Origin of the sequence: Bacillus sp. ISL-34 (assembly GCF_018613325.1) — a bacterium.
GTDB lineage: Bacteria > Bacillota > Bacilli > Bacillales > DSM-1321 > Peribacillus.
On sequence record NZ_JAGGQJ010000026.1, the window covers coordinates 64,951 to 85,786 of the forward strand.

The 20,836-nt window shown below is 36.4% G+C and carries 16 protein-coding genes and 2 pseudogenes; 15 read left to right on the top strand and 3 right to left on the bottom strand.

The genetic code is table 11. The features are described 5' to 3' along the window. The first annotated feature begins 13 nt into the window (after positions 1 to 13). Together J7E52_RS18820 and J7E52_RS18825 are read left to right on the top strand one after the other, a co-directional pair. The gene (locus J7E52_RS18820) at positions 14 to 748 is read left to right on the top strand and encodes a glycosyltransferase (protein ID WP_214749903.1); all 735 of its coding nucleotides are present in this window, start codon (positions 14 to 16) and stop codon (positions 746 to 748) included. Further along, a complete protein-coding gene (locus tag J7E52_RS18825; protein ID WP_214749905.1) occupies positions 741 to 2,486 on the top strand; it encodes a glycosyltransferase in 1,746 nt (581 codons plus the stop codon). Before J7E52_RS18820 ends, J7E52_RS18825 begins: the two co-directional genes overlap by 8 nt. Before the next feature lie 43 nt (positions 2,487 to 2,529). On the opposite strand, the gene J7E52_RS18830 is transcribed toward J7E52_RS18825, so the two are convergent. Then, positions 2,530 to 3,600, bottom strand: coding sequence for a glycosyltransferase family 4 protein (locus J7E52_RS18830; protein ID WP_214749906.1), 1,071 nt, complete (start codon positions 3,598 to 3,600; stop codon positions 2,530 to 2,532). Between the two features lie 636 nt (positions 3,601 to 4,236). On the opposite strand from J7E52_RS18830, the gene J7E52_RS18835 reads away from it, so the two are divergent. The 8 genes and pseudogenes from J7E52_RS18835 to J7E52_RS18865 all read left to right on the top strand — a co-directional run bounded on the left by J7E52_RS18835 (position 4,237) and on the right by J7E52_RS18865 (position 10,255). Next, positions 4,237 to 4,953: a glycosyltransferase family 2 protein gene (locus tag J7E52_RS18835; RefSeq protein WP_214749908.1), complete on the top strand. Its 717-nt coding sequence runs from the start codon at positions 4,237 to 4,239 to the stop codon at positions 4,951 to 4,953. Positions 4,954 to 5,277: 324 nt separating this feature from the next. Further along, positions 5,278 to 6,150, top strand: coding sequence for a sulfite exporter TauE/SafE family protein (locus tag J7E52_RS18840; RefSeq protein ID WP_214749910.1), 873 nt, complete (start codon positions 5,278 to 5,280; stop codon positions 6,148 to 6,150). Positions 6,151 to 6,162: 12 nt separating this feature from the next. Next, entirely contained in the window at positions 6,163 to 6,759 is a 597-nt protein-coding gene (cysC, locus tag J7E52_RS18845) for an adenylyl-sulfate kinase (protein ID WP_214749912.1), read from the top strand. A gap of 54 nt (positions 6,760 to 6,813) precedes the next feature. Further along, positions 6,814 to 7,992, top strand: coding sequence for a sulfate adenylyltransferase (gene sat, locus J7E52_RS18850; RefSeq protein WP_214749914.1), 1,179 nt, complete (start codon positions 6,814 to 6,816; stop codon positions 7,990 to 7,992). Between the two features lie 75 nt (positions 7,993 to 8,067). After that, positions 8,068 to 8,252, top strand: a pseudogene (locus J7E52_RS27080) (NAD(P)-dependent alcohol dehydrogenase); the annotation flags it as partial. A gap of 304 nt (positions 8,253 to 8,556) precedes the next feature. Then, positions 8,557 to 9,090 carry a GNAT family N-acetyltransferase gene (locus tag J7E52_RS18855; RefSeq protein WP_214749916.1) on the top strand — a complete coding sequence of 178 codons (534 nt, stop codon included), beginning with the start codon at positions 8,557 to 8,559 and terminating at the stop codon, positions 9,088 to 9,090. Between the two features lie 176 nt (positions 9,091 to 9,266). Next, positions 9,267 to 9,827, top strand: a complete 561-nt coding sequence (locus J7E52_RS18860; protein WP_214749918.1) for an HPP family protein — start codon at positions 9,267 to 9,269, stop codon at positions 9,825 to 9,827. Positions 9,828 to 9,973: 146 nt separating this feature from the next. Further along, a complete protein-coding gene (locus J7E52_RS18865) occupies positions 9,974 to 10,255 on the top strand; it encodes an ACT domain-containing protein (protein WP_214749920.1) in 282 nt (93 codons plus the stop codon). Between the two features lie 462 nt (positions 10,256 to 10,717). Here J7E52_RS18865 and J7E52_RS18870 read toward each other — a convergent pair whose 3' ends face one another. After that, positions 10,718 to 11,134: a DUF2690 domain-containing protein gene (locus J7E52_RS18870; RefSeq protein WP_214749922.1), complete on the bottom strand. Its 417-nt coding sequence runs from the start codon at positions 11,132 to 11,134 to the stop codon at positions 10,718 to 10,720. 451 nt (positions 11,135 to 11,585) lie between these two features. Between J7E52_RS18870 and J7E52_RS18875 the strand changes: the two genes are divergently transcribed. The 5 genes and pseudogenes from J7E52_RS18875 (at position 11,586) to J7E52_RS18895 (ending at position 18,630) form a co-directional block, all read left to right on the top strand. Continuing rightward, a complete protein-coding gene (locus tag J7E52_RS18875; protein ID WP_214749924.1) occupies positions 11,586 to 13,844 on the top strand; it encodes a metallophosphoesterase in 2,259 nt (752 codons plus the stop codon). Positions 13,845 to 14,489: 645 nt separating this feature from the next. Continuing rightward, positions 14,490 to 15,938 carry a sensor histidine kinase gene (locus tag J7E52_RS18880; RefSeq protein ID WP_214749926.1) on the top strand — a complete coding sequence of 483 codons (1,449 nt, stop codon included), beginning with the start codon at positions 14,490 to 14,492 and terminating at the stop codon, positions 15,936 to 15,938. Further along, complete coding sequence (locus J7E52_RS18885) at positions 15,935 to 16,621, top strand: response regulator transcription factor (RefSeq protein ID WP_214749928.1); 687 nt, start codon at positions 15,935 to 15,937, stop codon at positions 16,619 to 16,621. The genes J7E52_RS18880 and J7E52_RS18885 overlap by 4 nt, the downstream gene beginning before the upstream one ends. 260 nt (positions 16,622 to 16,881) lie before the next feature. Continuing rightward, positions 16,882 to 17,595 (top strand): annotated as a pseudogene (locus J7E52_RS18890) (ankyrin repeat domain-containing protein). A 75-nt stretch (positions 17,596 to 17,670) separates the two neighbouring features. Beyond that, entirely contained in the window at positions 17,671 to 18,630 is a 960-nt protein-coding gene (locus tag J7E52_RS18895) for a DUF4822 domain-containing protein (RefSeq protein ID WP_214749932.1), read from the top strand. A gap of 71 nt (positions 18,631 to 18,701) precedes the next feature. Here J7E52_RS18895 and J7E52_RS18900 read toward each other — a convergent pair whose 3' ends face one another. After that, a complete protein-coding gene (locus tag J7E52_RS18900) occupies positions 18,702 to 20,438 on the bottom strand; it encodes a methyl-accepting chemotaxis protein (RefSeq protein WP_214749934.1) in 1,737 nt (578 codons plus the stop codon). Positions 20,439 to 20,836: the final 398 nt, after the last annotated feature.

The window sequence follows — 20,836 nt, forward strand, 5'->3', positions numbered from 1 at the left end:
GGAGTGAATCATTTTGTCTAATCATCATCCTTTGGTAAGTGTGGTGATACCTTTTTACAACTGCCAGTATGTTGCACAGGCAATTGAAAGCGTATTAAGGCAAACATATCCACATGTTGAACTAATAGTTGTAAATGACGGATCAAATAAGTATCAGGATTTAATTTCACCGTATCTTTCAAAGATTACCTATATAGAGCAAGTGAATAAAGGGGTGGCTGCCGCATTAAACCAAGGCATCAAAAAGGCAAAGGGGGAATACTTGGTTTGGCTTAGCTCAGATGATATAATGGATGATCATAAAATTGAGTTACAACTTAATTTTATGAACAGCGTCAACTCGTTTTTAAGCTTTACAAATTTTAATATAATAAACGAAAATAATCAAATCACCAGTTATAATGTAGGTATAAATTTTCAAAAAGAATTAGAGATTCTCCAAGCATTATATGAATTTTGTCCTATTAATGGATGTACGGTTATGATGTCAAGAAAAGTAATCGAAACAATAGGTTACTTTAATGAACAATTAAAATACGCACAAGATTATGAATATTGGCTAAGGGTATCACTTCATTTCCCGATTCATTATTTTCATATAACATTGACCAACTACAGAGTCCATCAATTAATGGGATCTATCCTAAATAATCATGATCAAATGACTGAATTTTACAGTATTAGAGAAAAATATAGAGGGAAAATTAGTGAACTGATTTCCACCAAAGGTAATGAAAGTCATGCTTAATAAGCCATTTACTTTAACTGGAAATGAATTTATTGGGATACAAGACTTGTTTAATACTGCAGACAATTTTACCTATGAATGTATAGTACTACCTGGGGAACACAAACAGGTTAATCCTCCTGCATATCTAGTTTCTCCTTCTTGCGTCAAAGAGGCAAATACTGCTGGCGTCGGTATTTCAATCAACGGAAATGAGATACGTGTTTATGAACACAGTATGAATAAGCTTAATACTGTAATCCTCGTACATTACGATAATTCAAATTGGATTGAGCTGGTTCTTGTTTACTCTAATAAAAAGCCTTCCTTATATATCAATGGAAAACTAATTGCTGTTGGACATATAAGTCCCTTTAATCACGTATATCCTTCAGGAGTTCTAGGGGGAAATGAAGAAGGAGAGTGTTTTAGAGGAAAGATAAAGTCTATTAAACTTTGGAATGAAAGTTTAGGTATGGAACATGTGGCGCTTTTAAAAGAAAAGGCTTATGAGAATAATGAAAATCTTACCTGGGCCCATGACTTTTTAGATGGGACCATATATAAAAGCGGAAAGAAAATTGACGCTAAAGTAAGTGTCATAATGCCAACTTATAACAAATATCCAGATATTCTTATGACGCTTCATTCATTAGAATGTCAGACTTTTAACAAAAATGAGTTTGAAGTAATTATAGTAGACGACGGATCGAAGGATAAAACACCATCAATATTTAAAGAAAACCCTTTCTCATTTCATCTAAAATATATACGCTCAAATCATAATATTGGAAGGCCTAACATGAGGAATTTGGGAATCCAAAGTGCAAGTGGAAGTATTATAATCTTTTTGGATGCTGAAATATTGGTGAAACCAGACTTTATTCAGCAACATTATTCTGCCCATATTGAGAAGGAAAACATAGTTGTATGCGGAAGTATGGTCCTCAGAGGGGTGTTTACTAAATATCATCCAGAATTTAATGATGATCAGGTATCCCAGCTTTCCTTGATGATGCAAAAACATTACAGACTTTCATTGGACATTGGAAATAATATTGAAAAAAGAAAGCCTGTTAACTTATTAAGTGAAAAAGACATTTATGACCAAACTTTTATGAACCTATCTTTTGAGAAACCCCATGTAAAGATTTATAAAGAAACACTTTTTCGCCACTATGGTAATGAACTTGAAGGGTTTCACTTTCCATGGATACTATTCTGTACTGGCAACGTCTCTGTTAAATCAAAAGCAATTATTGAGGTAGGGCTCTTTGAAGAGTATCCCGGATACGGTTGGGATGATCATGAAATGGGTTATCGATTATATAAAAAAGGATACAGTTTTCTTAACCATACAGGTCTGATTTCATATCATCAAGAACATCCGATTTCTCAATCAAATCCTCAAGATGCCTTGCGGAATTTTGTGCGGATGTTCAAAAAATACCCTGAAATGCAGATGAGAATATTTTCACTCCACTTTTTGGGTATATCGTTTTTTAATATTAATTTAGTCTATGAATCCTATCTGAAATTTTTGGATTTTTCACCACTTGAATACAAAGTCGTTAAGGATGCTTTTTGTTTTATGCTTGAATCATTAGCATCAAGGCTTTGGAATGGACAAAAATTAACAAATCTTTTAGATGGATTTCCTGAAGGTATGGAGAAAGTAAAATTACAAATCGATGAATTAGTAAAAATCCCTAAACTTCATACTTTTGCTTCTTACTCTAAATTTATGATAAATCTATAGTTTTTAAGCCGGAACAATGTTGATTATTGTTCCGGTTTTAGTTTTACGCACCAACACTTTCAAGCATATTGATAAACTGCTGACTATATTGTTCAAGATTAAATTGGAGTTTTATATGGTCAAGTGCGGTTGAACGTATATGTTCTCTCAATTGATCATTCTCCATTAACTCTGTAGCTTCCTTCACCGCTTCAATCGTATTTCCGATTTGGTAAAACTTTCCAGTTTGATTGTGTATGATTGAATTTTTCACACCATCAGAATCTGTAGTAAGTACAGGACAACGGCAACTCATTGCTTCTACTATTGCATAACCAAATCCCTCCACCTTTGACGTTGAACATAGGAAGCCACCAGAGTCCCCAATAACTGAATAGTATTCTGCCATTTTATCATTAGGGATATTTGAAAAGATGGTCAAGCTTTTTTCTAGATTTAAGTGAGCTATTAACTGTTGAAATCTTTGTCTTTCAATAGAATTGGATAGCGTATTGTCCTCAAACATATATAACTTTATATTTGCATTATATCCATTAATAAGATTGTACCCGATTTGAAGAAATTCTTTCCAATTTTTATTATCTTCTATACGACCTATCCAGGCAATAATTATATGGTTGCTTTTTTGTGCAGGAATATAAGAGAATTTGCTGGTATCAAAACAATTATTAATTATGAACCTTGGACACGAAGGGGCAAAATCATCCAGTATTTTCATAATGTGTGGAGTTTTGGAACTTAATATCCCATCGCCATAACGAACGACTAATGGTATAGCCTTTTTTAATTCTGATTTAGCTATATCTTGAGACCCGAGCCCCTGAATTTCTAATAATAATTTTCCCCTATAGCCTAGTTTTCTGAATCTATGAAGTCCGTTGTAATCTGAAGTTAAAATAACCGCACTATAATTACCATCTTTTAGTATCTTTCTAATTTCGTTATCATTATTTGTAATAAATGTGGTTCCTTCATGGTTATTAACTAATTCCCTCCTCTTATTGTAATAAAGGAAGTGACATTGAATATTCTTTTTTTTAAGGGCAACAATTCTATGTCGATTTAAAGTCTCCACGCCACCGCTTGGAATAAAATAAACAAATAGTATGTTCATATTCTCCTCCTTAGAGATAAAACTGAACTTTTATTAAGAATACAAATATTCTTCAACCTATTAGATAGAAAACAACAGGTTACTTATCGTATTAGTGAGTAGAATATGGATAATGGTTTTTACATATCTTAGGTTTTGGGGAAAGTATTGCCATTGTTCATTAGTATTCAATTCAAGGAGAGTTTATACTTAATTAATTTGTCAAACAAGTATGTGGGTTTACATGTGTTGTTCGTTTTAAAATACCCCGTTAAATGGGACATAACAAAAAGATTCATGCCTTTTCTAAACCCGTTTGACAATAATCGTGACGGATTGATGAAGGGGCGGTAAAGAATCACTTTTTCCTGTTTTATAAATGATTATTAGATTATAAGATCATTTCCTTCAAATCGTTTGAGTACTACAGAAAAAAATATTCAAAAAAAGTAGTTATAGAAGTATTTTGAATAAACTTCTATAAACAAGTCACATATATTAAAAATGAAAAAATATAATTATGGCTGACTGTTTCTGAGTAAATTCTAATATTTCAAACAGGGTTTGATAAGCCATATTTTTTCCGTACTTTAATTCGAGACGGATGAATTTCTACTTTGCAAAATGTGGTTTTCACTTCTGTGAGGAGGGTGATAAATGTCTAAAGTATCGATTGTTGTTCCATTCTATAATTGTCCATATATCGATAAAGCTTTGGAGAGCTTGTTCAATCAAACCTACAAAAATATTGAGATTATCGTAGTCAATGACGGTTCTACATTATATTCAGAAAAAGTCGATCCGTTTCTGGATAAAATAATATATATCAAAAAGGAAAATGGGGGAACGGCCAGTGCATTGAATACCGGCATCAAAAATGCAACAGGTGATTATGTATGCTGGCTTAGTTCAGATGATATCTTTTACCCAGAAAAAACAGAAGTCCAGTTAGAAGTAATGGAAAGGGAAGATGCCCAATTCAGTTATACTAGTTATTACTGCATTGATGATAATGGCGAAATCATTACTCCCATTATAGGGATATACCCCCCTAATCAGCTTGAATTAATTAAAGCGATGATCAGAGGAAATATTATTAATGGCTGCTCGGTCATGATTCACAGGAAGGTATTTGAGCTCATCGGAGTATTTGATGAGTCGCTTCTATACACACACGATTATGATTTATGGTTGCGGATCTTGCAAAATTTCAAATTTCACTTTGTGCCTCAACCGCTATTACTATATAGGATTCATACAGAAATGGGCTCTAAAAAGCATGAAGGCAGCATTAAAATGGAAAATAGGCTGGTGGTTAATCGACATCATGCCAAAATGAAAGAATTATTGGTTAATGAACTTAGGAAACGGTAGGTGAGCATTATATAAGGAGGTCCCTGTTAACAGGGGCCTTCTTTAGTTGTTGTGAAGAACCTGACTTTCATCAAGGGACCTCGAGGGTGGCTAAATGAATTTTCCAATTTCATATATGAGTCTATAACATACATAAAGCTCTTTGCATATCTTATAGAAATCATTCATTTTCCTTAAAACAGGGGACTGTCACGCATTAAAGCATTTGTCAGGTAGGGCTTCATTGCGTTAATCGACATTGGACGAGCGTCAGTGCATTGGTTGATACAGAACAAGGGACAACAGGTACGTTATAAAAAAAGGAATGCTTTGTAGGAGGAGAAAATGAGAAAACTCATTATATTTGCGTTTATCGGATTTCTGGCTCAGCTGATCGATGGGTCATTAGGTATGGCATATGGGGTTACATCAACATCGATGTTGCTGACATTCGGAATCGCACCGGCAGTGGCCTCTGCATCCGTTCATCTATCAGAAGTCGTGACAACCGCCGCATCAGGCATTTCTCATATGAAGTTCGGGAATGTCGACCGCCAGGCCCTTTTCAAATTAATCATACCTGGATCTGTTGGGGCATTTGCAGGAGCGTGTTTTTTAAGTAACTTACCTGGTGATCTGATAAAGCCATACATTTCGATATTTCTGCTGATTCTTGGTGTGTATGTGCTTTTCCGCTTTTTAAGAACGTCTAAGACAAAAAGTGAAAAGAACTCAATTAATCTTACAAGAAAAAAATCGATCACCTTGGGATTGATAGCGGGCTTCGCAGATGCAACGGGTGGGGGCGGTTGGGGTCCAATCACAACTCCAGTCCTATTGTCCCAAGAAGGTGTTCCTGCCAGAAAAGTGGTTGGTACAGTTGACACTAGTGAGTTTGCAATAGCTGTTTCCGCAACCCTAGGGTTTCTCATTGCATTAGGTTGGCAGGAAGTGAACTGGTTTTGGGTAACCTCCCTGATGGTAGGAGGGATCATTGCTGCCCCGATTGCTGCATGGATCGTTACGAAATTGCCATCTCATTTATTGGGAGTCCTTGTCGGGGGTTTTATCATCTTGACGAATGCTCGAACGTTGCTTGCCACATGGACTCTTCAGGATCATTGGGTCCCCGTCATATATTTGCTGATATTGATCGGGTGGGCAGTTTCTTTAGCCTATGTCATTCGGAACAACAAAAAGGGGTTCCATAAAGAATAAAGGGGAGATAGTGTGAGTAAACAAGAGAATATTCATCAACATACTTTTACCATTACGAAAGAGCTAAGGCAAGCACTGCACGGACATAAAAGCTATATTCTTTGGTTTACTGGTTTATCAGGATCGGGTAAGTCCACCATCGCCAATATGGTTGAGGGAAGACTGCATGCGATGGGGATTTCGACATATATTTTAGATGGAGACAATCTACGGAATGGATTAAATGAAGACCTTGGTTTCAGCACGGGTGACCGTAAAGAGAATATAAGGAGAATCGGAGAAGTTTCCAAACTTTTTGTGGATAGCGGAATAGTGGTATTGGCCACTTTCATTTCGCCTTATGCGAGTGACAGGGAAGAAGTAAGAAAAAAGGTACAACAAGATGAGTTTATTGAGATTTATGTAAAATGTCCCATCGAAGACTGTGAAAAACGGGATCCAAAAGGATTGTACAAGAAAGCTAGAAGTGGGGAAATCACCTCCTTCACAGGCGTTTCGGCACCTTATGAAGAACCGGAAAATCCGGAAATATTAATTGAAACCAGTCAATACACCATTGAAGAATGTGTCCAGCAGGTCATGAACTATTTAAAGGATAATGGTCTTTAACATTGACATGGCCGAATTTGAAACAAACCAAATCAAATGATTGAGGGGTTATAAATGAAGGTTCAAAGAACAAGTATCGATCCACATGGCGGGAAACTGATTCAACGTGAATTATCAGGAAATGACCGTGTGGAATACTTGGAAAAGTGTAAATCCTTATCGTCCCTGACCATCTCGAAATGGAACGTTTCCGATCTGGAAATGATTTCAAACGGAGCGTTCAGCCCGCTTGTAGGATTCATGGGAAAAGAGGATTACCGAAGTGTCATCAAAGATATGCATCTGGCCAATGGCTTGCCATGGACGATACCGATCACTCTTCCTGTCACGAAGGAAGAGGCAAGTCAGCTGAACATTGGCGATGAGGTCGCTTTATACAGTGATGACGGGGATATTACTGGTATCATACAGGTGGAAGAAACGTATGAATACGATAAACTGGAGGAAGCAAAACTCGTATATAAAACAGACGATCCCAATCACCCTGGGGTTAAAAAGCTGATTGGACAAGGGGATATATACGTTGCAGGACCAATTTATTTAATAAATGGGCCATCGCATGAGCCATTCGAGGAATTTCATATGAACCCTTCCGAAACGAGAAAGATGTTCACGGATTTAGGTTGGAATACTGTTGTCGGATTTCAAACGAGAAACCCAGTACACCGTGCACATGAATACTTGCAAAAAACAGCATTGGAAACCGTTGATGGACTACTATTGCATCCTCTTGTCGGTGAAACGAAAAAAGATGATATACCTGCGGATGTTCGGATGGAAAGCTATCAAGCCTTACTAAAAGGCTACTATCCATTGGATAGGGTTTTACTTGCCATATACCCAGCAGCAATGCGCTATGCAGGGCCCAGGGAGGCAGTATTTCATGCAATTGTTCGAAAGAATTATGGGTGCACGCATTTTATTGTCGGCCGAGATCATGCGGGGGTAGGCAATTATTATGGCACATATGATGCCCAAAAAATCTTTAACCAGTTTGATCCGCTGAAAATTGGCATAAAACCCCTGTTCTTTGAACATAGCTTTTACTGCAAAAAATGTTTGAATATGGCTTCCCTGAAAACATGTCCCCATAAAGATGAAGATAGGTTTATATTAAGCGGGACCAAAGTCAGGGAAATGCTCCGGAACAGCCTTGTCCCGCCGCTTGAGTTTACACGTCCTGAAGTGGCTGAGGTTCTTATTAGAGGCATGAAGATAAATGAAGGCGAGTAAGCTATTGTAAACGCGTTTAAAGAGATAATTCAAAAGTTATCGTCTTTCTAGAGCCCTTCTCTTTTTGGCTGCCTGCTTGGAACCAAAAAGAAGCTGAGATTGAGTCAAAATTCACCTGAAACCCCAGAAGCTCTAAACTTCCTCAAAGAACTTTTTGAAGCGGAGAAGTTAGTGCTCATTGACAGATATTATGCGTTCGAAGAATAGTTCAAGCACATAGAAATATCGTAATATCCATGGAACATAACAGCAAATCCTAATAAATGAAGCATTATCCAATCACATAAGTGCAAAGGTATGCATTCATCGAAAATCCATATATCATGAAATCTGTATATAGGTTAGGAAACCATGGACACAAGAGAATAATCAAGCTCTTAATAAGCTATAGGGTGCGTTCTGATTATAAGGTTAGCCGGTTTATTATACTGGTTGACCTTTTTTTAAAAAGGAGTTTGATATATAAGCAGTCAGGTATTACGTTCGAATTTTTTCAGGGAGTGCCTCTGATCGAAATAGGCTTAGGATCTTTAAAAGGAATCTAGTAGCAAAGGAAGTGGAAAAATGTTTCCCATATTAGAAACACAACGGTTGGTCTTGAGAGAATTGGTTGAAGGTGATGCATTAGATCTATTAAAATGTTTTTCCAATCCAGATGTATTACGATATTATGGGCAAGCTCCATTAACTAATACAGATCAGGCGAAGCAAATCATTAAAAATTTTTCAAAAAACTTCAATGAAAAACATGGAATTAAATGGGGAATTGAATTAAAAGGGAAGGATGGCATTATTGGAACGATTGGATTTCAAGAATGGTTCCATGAACATAAGAGAGCAGAACTGAGCTATGCACTTTTCCCAAACTATTGGGGTAACGGTTATGCAACAGAAGCTGTCCGTAAGTTGATTTCTTATGGTTTTAAAGAGCTTTACTTAACGCGTATTGGAGCAATTGTTTTTATTGAAAATAAAGCATCCAATAAGTTGTTGACAAATTTAGGTTTCAAAAAAGAAGGGATACTGAGAAATTATATGTACCAAAATGATGTTTCATTTGATACTAATCTATACTCTCTTTTAACTGTAAAGCCTTAATGATTCCCCGAGGAAAAAGATAGATTCACAGACATAAGTAGTGAGTGTTAACTGTTTTATGGAAATCAAAAAATGAAAATTCCGATATATATTTAATAATTCATTGTTTTCCTGTAAGATAAAAATATAAAAAAACCATGTCGGCTTACTTAGAAAACGTGAGGATAACGTACATTATGGAATTCGAAAAAAGTTTTGAAAAAAGTTGGAGCAATCAACAAAACATAGGTTTAACAGCGTATTTAAAGAAAATGAAGGGCGAAGCTAGAGAAAAAGACAGAATTGATTATATGGATTCCTTTGTTTCAGCTATAGGTGGGCTCATTGCTATTATCATTATTAGTTTTATAGCTGTCCATTTAGGATATCCTATGGCATTAGCTCCTCTTGGGGCGAGCTGTGTAATTGTTTTTGGTGCGCATAAAAGTCTCTTGTCACAACCCCGTAATGTTATTGGAGGACATATAATCTCTACTACATCAGCTCTTATCATTTGGAGCATCTTTGGTAAAAGCCTACTCATTATCGGTCTAACATTGGCTATTGTATTGATTATAATGACTTTCACAAAAACTGTTCACCCTCCCGCAGCAGCAAGTGCCCTTGTTTCCATCAATTCTCAAGCTGGTTGGGGATTCATGATTTCAATTGTAATAGGTACCTTATTATTAGTTTTTATATCGATGATTTATAATAACTTATTTCAAACAAGACAATATCCAAAGCACTGGTTTTGAAAAATTCATATTATATATTAACTAAACAGGTGATTTATTTGTAACTGTTTTATAGCTAAGCGGAAGGCTGCGGCTTTTTCTTGCTAAAGAATTAAAAAGTCACACGTACTCTAAAGGTTTTGGCCAGCTCTTTAGGCGGTGGTAAAGTGGAGGTTCAGGAATTCGATGAGTATCCATTTAAATTTTCGGGAGAACGGCCAACACTTGTTATTCGCCATTCCGACCAAAAAGGGGTTATTGCCGAATTATCGGATATTCTTTATCAAAAAGGGTTCAATATAGCCCGAATGGCCAATGAACGTTCCAAAATCAATGGTGCTGCAATTACGATTTGTGAAATCGACAATGCAATCGAAGACACACTCTTAACTTCATTAAAAAGAGAGATTCCGATTATTGACGAAATTGTTTTGGTTCAAACTATGTAGTTACCAAAAAATTACCTTTAACCTCGCGATCTTATTTTTGCTGATGCAAAAAAGCATGGTATGTGATTAAATTTTTTTAAAAGGCATTCGGAATGAATTCGTTCCGAGTGCTTTTTGTCTATAATCTGAAGGTTGTTTATTTTGCCATGATAGTTTTTCCATTAGGTTCCTCAGTTGTGTATTTAGCCTGGGTGAAAAGTACGTATTTCAATTAATCTAAGTAAAAAAGGACGGACTATGACAGTCGTCCATTATTTTCTAGCAGAAGCCTCCGCCTCTGTTACTGCCGGCACAAAAACACCCAACTATGATTAAAGGTATAAACACAGCGACCATGAAGGCGAAATCTCCTTATTTGTTTTTAAGGAATCAATTAATAGCTGTAAAGCAATAGGGGATTGATTGTTAGGCGGTGATTTTTTTTTATGCGTTTTTTGCTGTCAGGATCCCTTTTATAACCCATTAATAACGGCCAGTGTTCGCAGAAATAATTAGAGCACCACTTGAAGAATAAATACCTGCTTTGGCCAGAGCATTATAAGGATCTAAATTCCATAATTGTGCAGTATAACAGGACGTCTGACCTTTCATTATCCATCCGTTTCCACCGGAACTAGCACAACTTGTAAATGCTCTCTTAGTCGTGCCATTAAAACTGTCAACCCAAACATTTGCATAATAATCATAAGGAGCAGAAGAATAAAACTTTAAGTAACCCCACGCCGTATGACAATACGCACTTCCTTTTAGCTGCACATATCCAATTTTCACACCGTTTTTATAGATATATTCTGTTTCATAGGTGATTGGGCTTTTAGAAGCACAACCTGTCGAATAAGGGTTTGTATTATCGTAGGACAAGGCAAATGCTTTATTCATAGGTGCAATCGCAAAGAACAGTCCAAAGACAAGAGTTATTACCATCACAATATTTAATAATTTTTTTATAATAATCTCTCTCCTTTCGTTCTTCTAGACTTTACCATATGAAAATTGGTGTTTCTATGTACTTTGGAATCATTTACCATCTGTATAAATATTACCATTTTACGGGTAACTACGCAGTTAAGGGATAGTCCGCCATTCCCATTAAGAAAAGGAAAATCAATACCAAAAACTAAAAAAAAAGTGAATGGAACGAATATTGGCCATAGGCCCTTTTTTTGATTTATTAATAATTAAATTACACGGGTCTTATATTTTATTAATAATGTAAAGTTACTATTTTAATTGGTAAACCACATAAAATTTTTAAATAAGGAGGATATTTGTCTTTTTGCAAAATGATTACATAATTTAAGTGGCTAATGATAAATAGGAGGAATGGATTTTGAAAGCGAAAAAAAAATTTGCAGCAATGTTGACAGTTGTAACGGTAGGATTAACAACTTCTTTAACAAGTGTACAAGCATTCTCGGAATCTTCAAATTCAGATAATAAACGTAAACCAGAGCTCGTTTTTCCAGTAATCAGTGATGTACATATCGATGATGGATCAACTGCTGATATGAACAAATTCAGAACAGCCATGGATCAATTAAATAAAGCTGCGCCTAGACAGGATGCTTTTGTTGTCGTTGGGGATTTAACGGACTATGGATACGCTACTGAATATGATAAGTTCTTCTCCATTTATAATGAGAAGAAACAAGGCGATGTCCAATCCATGTTTACAATGGGAAACCATGATTATTGGAATGGACTTTCCGTTGAAAAAGCACAAGATCGTTTTCTCGAGAAAACAGGAATGGATTCTCTTTACTATCATAAAAAAGTAAATGGATATGATTTTATTTCGTTAAGTCCGGAAAATGGTAATACGCATGGTTTATATTCTATTAATCAAATTAACTGGCTAGGTGAAAAGTTAGCTGCAGCAGAAAAAGAGAATCCGGAACAACCAATCTTTGTTTTTCTTCATCAACACATTAAAGACACTGTGTATGGAAGTGACTTGTGGGGAACTCAGGAAAATAAAGAACTTTTATATGATACTCTAAAGAAACATCCACAGGTTATTACATTTTCAGGCCATTCTCATTATCCACTTGAAGACCCTAGAACGATTCATCAAAAAGACTTTACGTCAGTTGGGACGTCTTCTGTAAGTTATTTGGAATTAGAGCCAGGCAAACTTCAAGGGTTCCATCCAGAAGGATATCGGGATATTAGTCAAGGAATGATTGTAGAAGTTTATAATAATGAAGTTGTCATTAAAAAACGTGACTTTCATAAAGACGATTGGACAGGAAAACCATGGGTAATAAAAAATCCTTCTAAAAAAAATAACTTTAAATATACAGACGATCGAGATCAGTTACCACCGGTTTTTGCAGTTAAAGACAAGGCTTCGATTGTAAAAGAAAAATCGACACTAAGAAGTTTAAATGTAACATTTCCACAGGCAAAAGATAACGCGCTCGTACATTCTTATCACATTACAGCCAAAAACATGGAAACAGGGGAGTTGGACGCAGATTTCACCGCATTTTCTGAATTCTATTATGATCCTGTGCCAAGGAATTTAGAGTTCCCTGTTGCTGGACTTAAGCCAGGTACTGATTATGAAATTAAGGTACAAGCAATAGATTCATTTAACAATAGCAGTAAAAGGGTGTTACTGGCTGATGGTCATACAAAAGCCCTGGAAATGGTCTCGGCACAAGCTTCTCCTTCTTTAGTAACCTCAGGTGAATCGACTGCACTCCAAGTGAAGATGAAAAAGTATGGAAGTAATGGTGTGAAGGGGAAAATTAAAGTTGATGCACCTGAAGGTTGGAGTGTGGAGCACAATGAACTTGAGTATGAGCTTTCAGGAAAAGAAGAAAAAATGTTGTCAATAAAAGCTACACCTAGCAAGGGAATTTCGGGTTCATCACAATTCACGATTACTGCGTACGAGGGCGGCCAAATAATTGGCTCCAAGAAAATAAATGTATTCGTAAACATGATGCTTGGAGAAAGTTTTGACCAATTAGAGTCTGAATTAAAGCCAGCAGTGAATGAAAACATTCCAAGTTCCATTCTCGGTTGGAGCCATACAGCTCCTAACGGCTGGTCGGTTACAAATAGCTCGAATATGCCAGTTGGTACAGAAGAGTGGCAAGGTTGGAGCTTCACAACAAAGGACTTTTGGACAAAAGCAGAAGACCAAGAGCGAAATAAATTTGAACTTGGTCAAGGAGTTATAGCAGTAGCGGATCCTGATGAATGGGATGATAACGGTTCACCAGCAGCAAAAGGATTTTTTGATAGTACATTAACTTCACCTTCTGTAAAAGTTGATGATGCAAAAGATCTATACTTAGGATTTGCATCCCACTATAAACAAGAAGGAACGCAAACAGCTGAAGTAACTGCTGTCTTTGACAATGGGGAAAAACAACAAGTTCTCGTTTATGACAATAAAGCTGCTTCGGATAATAAAAATGGACATGTTTTGAATAGGTATGAAGTTAAATCGATTAAGGTTCCTGAAGATGCTTCTTCTATGAAATTACAATGGAGAATGCATAATGCGAAAAATAATTGGTTTTGGTCGATTGACGATATTAGATTGGATGACCAAATGATCGTTTCACCAAATTAATGAGAAGAACAGGTGAACTTTTCTTGAAATTTATATAAGTAAAAGCGGACTCTCCTTAAGGGGAAGTTCGCTTTTTTTCTTAATTCCATCTTTGTATTGAAGGGATAGAAAACACTGAAGTGCAGTTTTATTTAATTCTTGGATAATTTATAAACCATCCCATTATTATAAAAGGTTAAATGAACGGTCGAATAAAATGCGGTGTAGGTCGAAAAAATTCATGATCGGTCGAATAAAGTGCTGTGAAGGACGAAAAACTGAGTGAACGGCCGAGAAAAAGCTCTGGAAAACGAAAAAAGTGCGGTGTAGGTCGAAAAAGTGCTTCGGTTGAAATCAACTGCACTGATGAAATTCTCAATGAATTGAAGAAATTTGCGACACTCCTTGCCGAATAAATGGCTAGCCGAGACCCTACGGGCGGTTGCGTCGAGGTGGCCTGACAAACAGTCGGCGGAAAGGGAGCGGATTTCTAGATTCAACTCGATTTTTTCCATGTATTTTATAAAATTTTAAGATTTGTGTGATATGGTTTTTTGAGTAAGAAAAATTATCGTGGAAAATATCTTTTTTACATGCAAGACAGCAGAAAAACGGTGAACTTTTCTAAAAAAGAGTAAACGAGAGATCGATACGGGGTGAAAATATTTGTCAATTAAAATGAGATTTCTGTTGTCCTACGTTGGCGTAATTCTTATTTCCATCGCTTTATTTTTAGCGGCTGGGTTTTTACTTATTTTTGCAATAACAGGTGATGTAAAAGCGATAGAGCATTTATACAAAAAATCTTATCTCCAAAAACCTTTGACTGCAATAGAGGAAAGTGTGTTTCTCGATTTGAAGCTTTTGGCAAAAAATAACCCTGAGCAGCTTTTAAACGAAGAACAGCTGAAGAAGATTGAACATGGAGATATTAAGATTGTCGTTAGAAAAGGTAAAAACATTGAGTATGCGTCCCAAACACTAGATAAGCCAGGCTTAATACAATCACTTCCCGAGTTCGAAGAAACGAACATCAATACGCGAGACACAATCAAAATGAAAGACTCTTTTTTCACTTATGTGAAGTTTGATTATTATTTTTCGGATAAAAGTGAAGGAAGTATTTTTGTATTGAGAAAGGCAAGTACATATGCCGAGCTGACTCGAGAGCTCTTTCCCATTTTATTCACTCTATTGTTATTACTGTTTGTAATGATTATTGGACTATTAAATTATTTAGTTTCACGTAGCATCATCAAACCGATCTCAATTCTTAAAGAAGGCGCAGAGCGGATAAAATCAGGAGATTTAAACTTTGAAATCAAAGCCATTTCGAATGATGAAATCGGACAATTGAATAGAGCATTTGAGGAAATGAGAAAAAAGTTAAAAGAGTCCGTAAACATTCAGCTTCAGTATGAGGAAAATCGCAAAGAGCTTCTCTCCAATATTTCTCATGATTTGAAGACACCGATCACTTCGATTATGGGATATGTTGAGGGGATTAAAGACGGAGTGGCAAACACCCCACAGAAAATGGACAAGTATTTATCGACAGTATACCTAAAAGCAAGAGATATGGATTCATTGATAGATGAATTATTTTTATTTTCCAAGTTGGATTTGAAAAAAGAACCATTCACTTTTGAAACGGTCAGATTAGATAAATATTTAAAAGACTACGTAGAAGAACTTCAACTGGATTTACTTCAACTAGGGATCCAGATTGAACTTCATCAGGTGAAGAAACCGATATACGTGACAGCGGATAGAGAGAAACTAAAACGCGTATTGACCAACCTGATCAGCAATTGTGTAAAGTATATGAATAAAAATGAAAAACACATTTCCATTTCTCTGCATGAAGGGCTATATGATGTAGTTGTACAAGTAAAGGATAATGGCTATGGAATAGAACCTTCTGCTTTGCCTTATATATTTAACCGCTTTTATCGTGCTGAGCAATCTAGAAATTCTCGTACGGGTGGAAGTGGTTTAGGCCTTGCGATCGCAAAAAAAATTATCGGCGAGCATGGTGGAGATATTTGGGCTACTAGCGAGATAGGAAAAGGTACAAGTGTCTTCTTTTCCATAAAGAAAGGTGAGGAAATGTGAAAAATATATTACTTATTGAAGACGAAGTCAGTATTGCTGAATTGCAAAGGGACTATTTGGAAATTAATGATTTTAATGTCGATATTCAACATACTGGTGATGCAGGGCTCCAACAGGCACTTCAAGGAAATTATCATTTAATCATTTTGGACATCATGCTTCCAGGGTTGAATGGATTTGAGATATGCAAACAAATACGTGCTGTCAAAAATATCCCGATTTTGCTTGTATCCGCCAAAAAGGAAGATATCGATAAAATTCGGGGGCTTGGTCTAGGGGCAGATGATTATATTACAAAGCCCTTTAGTCCAAGTGAACTAGTTGCAAGAGTGAAGGCGCATTTAGCGCGTTATGAACGTTTATCAGGAAGTCACCCCAAATCTAATTCAATCTATGTTCATGGAATTTCAATAGATAAGTCAGCACGCAGAGTTCACATAAATGGAGAAGTGGTCCCGTTTACAACAAAGGAATTCGATACTTTAGTGTTTTTTGTCATGCATCCGAATCAAGTATTAAGCAAAGAGCAGCTTTATGAAAATATTTGGGGATTGGAATCGGCTGCAGATGTTTCGACTGTCACCGTCCATATCAGGAAACTACGTGAAAAAATTGAAAGAAATCCTGCCCAGCCTAAATTTTTGGAAACCGTTTGGGGAGCAGGGTATCGTTTTAATGTTTAAATAGCATGTGTAGGACCCGTCACGAAGGTGGCGGGATTTTTTTATAAACATTAAAAAATTTTATTAATAAGTTAATCATTTTTTAAGAAATTGTTTAGAGGGAGTTTATGGTTAAGCATTAACATAATGAAGACGGAATAAGTAAGCAACTAAAAATAAAAGGGAGAAAAAAACATCATGGAACCTAAAGAACTAGCCAATCCTGTACATAAGAATGACGGGAAATCCTTTTGCGGCTGTGAAGTGCAAACGGGGAAAGGATGGTGTGTTCCGTGTGGAGACGGCTAACGATTGTCATCGGATGCCTTTTCATCCTTTAAGGCTGTGTCTTAGATAACGAAGTGGAGCTAAATAAACAAGAAAAGGAGACAGGAAAGGGAATGAATGAACAATTGATTCAAGCTATAGAACGAAAAGAAACGGAAAGAATCAGAAGTTTGATTGAGCAAGGAGCAGATATGAATGCACAGGACTCGGAAGGGCGAACCGCAACTATGATTGCGACTTACAACAATGATGTAGAGTCGGCGAAAATCCTAATTGAAGCGGGTGCAGACGTCAACATTCAGGATGACATGAAAAATAGCCCCTTCTTGTATGCAGGTGCTGAGGGTTATGTAGGTATTCTTAAACTTGCGATTGAAGCAGGTGCCGACCCGGCTATAACCAACCGTTATGGAGGAACGGCTTTAATCCCTGCTTCGGAACATGGATATGTTGAGGTTATTGAAGAACTCCTTACTAAAACTGATATTGATGTGAATCATGTGAATGATCTCGGTTGGACCGCGTTGCTAGAAGCGATCATTTTGAATGATGGTGATAGAAAACAGCAGCAAACAGTGCAATTGCTAATAGATCATGGGGCAGATGTCAATATCCCCGACAATTGTGGTATGAACCCTTTACAACATGCCCGCGAGAAAGGGTTTAAGGAGATCGAACAAATTTTACTAACAGCAGGGGCAAAATAACCAGCTCGCTGATACTTCCATTTGTAAAGTCAATTGCACTACAAAAAAACCACAATATGATGAGGAGACGAAAAAATGAATAAAAAAGCAAAAATTTCTTCAGCTATACTACTTGGGTTAACATTGGCCATAACAGGATGTACCACACATGCGCAAGACAATCAAAGTGCGCAGAAGCAGGAACAAACTGCAAAACAGAGAAAACAGGAAAATAAGTTAACCGCAGGAGAGGAAATGACTAAAATTCTTACTAGCACGAGTTGGCAAGGAACAAAAGTTTATGATAAAAATAATAATGACTTAACTAAGGAGAATGCAAGCTTTATTGGTCTAGCTAAATATGACGATGAAGCATCGAGATATGAATTTTTTGATAAAAATACTAAAAAAAGTCGTGGTGATAAAGGAACTTTCTTTATCACGAATGGGAAGATTCGAGTGTTAATTTCAGAATCAATGGGTTACCAAGCCGTTGTTGAAATAACTGAACTGAATAAGGATATGTTTACTTATAAAAGAATGGGCAAAGATGCAAATGGTAACGACGTAGAAGTGTTTGTCGATCATATTCCTTATACTGAAACAGAACTTTCCTTTACTGATCCAGTCAAAAATTTGGAAACTTACACAGGAGATGTAGTTACAGACGTTGATGGAGACAAAATTTTATCAAGCACCACATGGCAAGGTACAGTGGCATTGGATGAAAAGGGAAATGATGTATCAAGCTATAACTCGAATTATTTAGGTCTGGCAAAATATGATGATAAAACAAATAAGTATGAATTTTTTGATGCTAAAACCGGTGAAAGCCGTGGTGATTACGGCTATTACGATGTTGTTCATGGAAATAAGATAAGAGCCCATGTTTCACAAGGGAAAAATAAGTATGGCGCAGTTCTTGAACTTACAGAGCTTAATGAAAATAAATTCACTTATAAACGAATTGGTAAAGATAAAGAGGGCAAAGATATAACGATAACAGTTGAACATATACCTTATGAAGGTGATTTGAAACTAAAATCAACTAAGTAAATATAAAAGGGATTTTGCATTAATAGCAAAATCCCTTTCTTGATATAGTAATCGAATGTGGTTCAAGATTTTTACGCGTTAAACTGTTCAACAGATCTTTCTAGGTCATTAGCGAGCTTTACCATAGACGTGGTTGAGAAGGAAATGTCCTCCATGGATTTCGCTTGTTGATCGGTTGATTGTGCCACTTGCTTTGAAGCAACTGCCGTTTCCCTTGTCAACCCTGCAAAATCTTCTATCGAAGCATTAATTTCCTGAGAACTTGCTGCCATTTGCTCGGTAATGGCGGATATTTCTTGAATCTGATCACTAACATGCTCAAAAGATTTTATGGTCTGTTTAAAAGTTTCTCTAGTATTCAGGACAAATTTTGTCCCTTCCTCCACCTCTTTAGTTCCAGTTTCCATCATTTTCACTGAATCATTTATGATGGATTTAAAATGAAGTAGAGACTCTTGTATATTGATGGCAGCTTCCTTCGTGCCTACTGCCAATTTCCGTACTTCGTTCGATACCACCGCAAAACCTTTACCCTGTTCACCGGCTCTAGCAGCTTCGATTGCCGCATTTAAAGACAGCAGGTTTGTTTGCTCGGCAATTCCCGTAATTAAATGTACAATATTCACAATCTCATTTGCTTGTTCGTCCAATTTCTTTATTTCTGAACTTGTTTGCAGCATCACATCTTTTACTTGCAGAATTTGATTCGAGAGTTCATTTATATCTTTATTTCCAATGGACATTCTAGCTGAAACATGATTTGTCTGTTCGCTGACTTCTGAAGAAGCTTCGGCAATTTTTTGTATCCCTATGGTCATTTCCTCGATGACCCTCGATGATTCTTCACTTCTGTGCAATTGTACTTCCGCAGCTCCTGCAACTTGCTGAATGCCTTTAACGATATATTGTGTGGAAGTATCCATTTCTTTGATTTTTTGTTCGATATCATTTGATGACTCCAATAGCTGGAATGATGAGCTTTTCATGGAGTTGACGATCAAAGTTGTATTGGTGATCATTTCTTCAAAGGATTTCACTAAAACCTTGATTTCATCGTTTCCCTTAACCCTTGTGTTGCTAATCAATTTATTGGCTGTTAATAAGTTTCCATTTGAGATTTCCTTTGCAGCCATGCTGACCTTGAGAAGGGGGCTTAACTTTCTAGTCAAGAACCATATTAATGCACCCACTACAATTGCCATTAAGATCACATTGATTATTATCATCAGGGGAAGGATGCCACCCAGTACCATGCTGGTCGTAGCATCGACTTTGCTGGCATCAATATCCACCCCTAGTATTCCAATGACCTCGTCCCCTTTCTTTATGGGAACAAAAACGGATAAATAGTCACCAAATTCAGGATCATGAACGATGGAAGTGGTAGAAACCTTTCCCTTCATGACGCTTTCTACATCCTGATATGAAGTCACGGTTGTGGGGGATAAAATGGGAGATGCCTTTTCATCTCCCTTACCCATTCCATCTATAAGAATATGGACTTTTTGGCTACTTTCGTTAATCCCCAATGTATATACATATAATGCTCCAGTTTTTTGTTTATAATCGTTTAACTGTTCGCGTATCTCCCAATATGTAGAGGTTTCGGATTGATTACTTAAAAAATCAGCATAAGATGTTGGATTTATTCCTTGAGCGATGTTGCTTGCGATGTCTAAGCTGCTCATGGCGATTGTTTTCTCAACCGTATCATTTGTACTTTTATACATCAATAGTAAACTTCCAACTAATGTAATGATCATGCCTGTTAAAAGAACAAAACCTATTTTCGTACTGAGTTTATTCATCTTTGTTTATTCCTTCCCCTTGTTATATATTAAACATGTTTTATATATCGGTAATAATTAAATATATTTAATGAGAATTTAAAAGCTTCGGGTGGAGTTTTTATACTTTAGTCTTTACCGGTCGTGAGAGAGGTTCATAATTATTCAGCAGACAAAACAAAATTCCGACTTGGCTCTATTAGATAGAGTAGTGATTGTATTTTAAGAAGAACTTTCTTGTTATGTATGATTTTTAATTCCATAGATATCCTAGTATAGTAAATTCTCCTGTACTGATTCTAAAAAACCTGACTGGAAATGATGAGATCAAAAATTATTGATCTCTAAATGTGAATGATGGAGTATTTTCTAATTGTTATAAAATTCAAAAAATGGTTTGACATTAGTAAAATTGGAAG